Annotated in this window: 3 protein-coding genes; all 3 read left to right on the top strand. The window is 43.5% G+C overall.

All coding sequences use genetic code 11. From position 1 onward, the window contains the following. Positions 1 to 216: 216 nt before the first annotated feature. Genes PCY14_RS09820 through PCY14_RS09810 form a run of 3 tightly spaced genes read left to right on the top strand, consistent with a single transcriptional unit; the run spans position 217 to position 2,071 of the window. Positions 217 to 348 (top strand): SPJ_0845 family protein, encoded by a 132-nt coding sequence (locus tag PCY14_RS09820; protein WP_002885949.1) that lies wholly within the window; start codon positions 217 to 219, stop codon positions 346 to 348. Positions 349 to 353: 5 nt separating this feature from the next. Beyond that, the gene (locus tag PCY14_RS09815; RefSeq protein WP_060934187.1) at positions 354 to 1,256 is read left to right on the top strand and encodes a permease; all 903 of its coding nucleotides are present in this window, start codon (positions 354 to 356) and stop codon (positions 1,254 to 1,256) included. Further along, positions 1,256 to 2,071: a TIGR03943 family protein gene (locus PCY14_RS09810; protein WP_021145690.1), complete on the top strand. Its 816-nt coding sequence runs from the start codon at positions 1,256 to 1,258 to the stop codon at positions 2,069 to 2,071. The genes PCY14_RS09815 and PCY14_RS09810 overlap by 1 nt, the downstream gene beginning before the upstream one ends. Positions 2,072 to 2,214 lie beyond the last annotated feature (143 nt).

The raw sequence follows: 2,214 nt of genomic DNA, 5'->3' as shown, positions 1-2,214 counted from the left end.
GAAAATAGATGCATCCTCCTAGAAGCAGAGCTTCTTCGTCTGATGCCCTAATTTTCTCTTAGAATTAACGCCCTTAGTATCTTTTGTAACTGAACTCGGGCTATTTCTTGCGGAAAATAGATGCATCTTCCTAGAAGCAAAGCTTCTTCGTCTGATGCCGTAATTTTCTCTTAGAAATAACGCCCTTAGTATCTTATTTAAACTCGGAGGCTTTTTATGGCAGTTATTCAGAAAAAAACAAATGAACTTGAAAGCATGATGGCATCTTTTGCGGCTATCCCTGATTTTGAAAAGGCGGGAACGGATCCTAAGAAGGACAAACGTCTTCAAGAAGATAAGAAGAAATAGAATTTATGGCTATTTTCCATCAACTACCAGATAGCGTTTTGCAGCTTCTGGCAGTTTTTCTATCTATTATTATTGAAGCCTTGCCCTTTGTCTTGTTGGGAAGTATCCTATCAGGCTTTATCGAAATCTTTGTGACGCCTGAGAAGGTCCAAAACTTCTTACCCGAAAACAAGGTCTTGGCAATTCTCTTTGGGACTCTGATTGGTTTCATCTTTCCCTCATGTGAATGTGGGATTGTTCCTATTATCACGCGCTTTCTAGAGAAAAAAGTGCCTAGTTATACGGCCATTCCGTTTATGGCAACGGCTCCTATCATTAATCCAGTCGTTCTCTTTGCGACCTACACGGCCTTTGGGAACTCTTGGTACTACGTCCTTTTACGCTTTATCGGAGCTTTCTTGGTCGCCATGATTTTGGGAATCTTGCTTGGCTTCGTGGTGGATGACCAGATTCTCAAGGATAATCGCAAGGTCAATCATGTTCATGATTATAGTGGCTTGTCAGCTGGTAAGAAAATCTTTCAGGCCTTGGTTCATGCGGTGGATGAATTTTTCGACACTGGGCGTTACCTGATTTTCGGGAGCCTGGTGGCCGCAAGTATGCAGACCTACCTACCAACCCGTATCCTAACAAGCATCGGGCACAATTCGGTGACTGCCATCCTCATCATGATGCTTTTAGCCTTTATCCTCTCGCTTTGTTCGGAAGCGGATGCCTTTATCGGAGCTTCGCTACTCTCTAGTTTTGGAGTGGCTCCAACGGTGGCCTTCCTCATTATCGGGCCTATGGTTGACATTAAGAACCTCATAATGATGAAACACCAGTTTAAGACACGCTTTGTTGGACTCTTTGTGGGAACAGCGGGTCTGGTGACAGTGATTTACTGTTTGGTATTGGGGGTGATTTAATGTTACGTTTTCTTATCTTGTCTGGGTATTTTGAGCTGGTCATGTACCTGCAGGTTTCTGGCAAGCTTAACCAGTACATTAATATCCACTACTCCTACTTGGCCTACATTTCTATGATTCTTTCCTTTATCCTTGCGGTGGTTCAACTCATTGTTTGGATGAAGCAGATGAAGGTTCACTCGCATTTGTCTGGCCGAGTAGCTAAGGTAGCCAGTATCGCCTTCTTGGCCTTTCCAGTCCTCACTGGCCTTTTGGTGCCAACCGTAACACTGGATGCGACTACTGTCTCAGCAAAAGGCTATCATTTTCCACTGGCGGCAGGAAGTAATCCTAATCAGGCCGACCAAGAGGGAACGACCATTCAGTACTTGAAGCCTGACACCAGTTCCTACTTCACCTCCTCAGCTTATGAGAAGGAAATGACCAAGGAACTCGCCAAGTACAAGGGGCGTGAGACCATCCACATTACTACGGAAAATTACATGGAAGTCATGGAGCTCATCTACCTCTATCCTGACGATTTCGTAGGTAAGAAGGTCAGCTATACAGGCTTTGTCTACAATGACCCACAAACCAAGGGCTATCAGTTTATCTTCCGTTTCGGTATCATCCACTGTATCGCCGACTCAGGCGTTTACGGACTGGCAACGACCGGAAGCAACCAAACCTTTAAGGATAATGCCTGGGTAACAGTCACAGGTACCATTTCTGTGAATTACTATAAAAATCTCAAACAGACCCTTCCTATCCTTAACCTGACTGAGGTTAAAGAGGTCAGTCAACCCGACAATCCCTATGTTTATCGTGTATTTTAAAAAGCCAAGTTCAGTTTGATATAGTCCTACTTAAGTAGACAGTAAAAATACATAAAGTACTGTTTACGAAAGTAGGATTTTTATTATGTCTAGAAAAAGTAAGGTTTCTTTTGAAGGCAAGCTGAGGGCTGTTACCTGGTATC

It is taken from the genome of Streptococcus sp. SV2, from assembly GCF_030440175.1.
Classification (GTDB): Bacteria; Bacillota; Bacilli; order Lactobacillales; family Streptococcaceae; genus Streptococcus; species Streptococcus raffinosi.
Note: the sequence above shows the minus strand (reverse complement) of the source record. Positions and strands in the feature narration are given on the sequence as shown.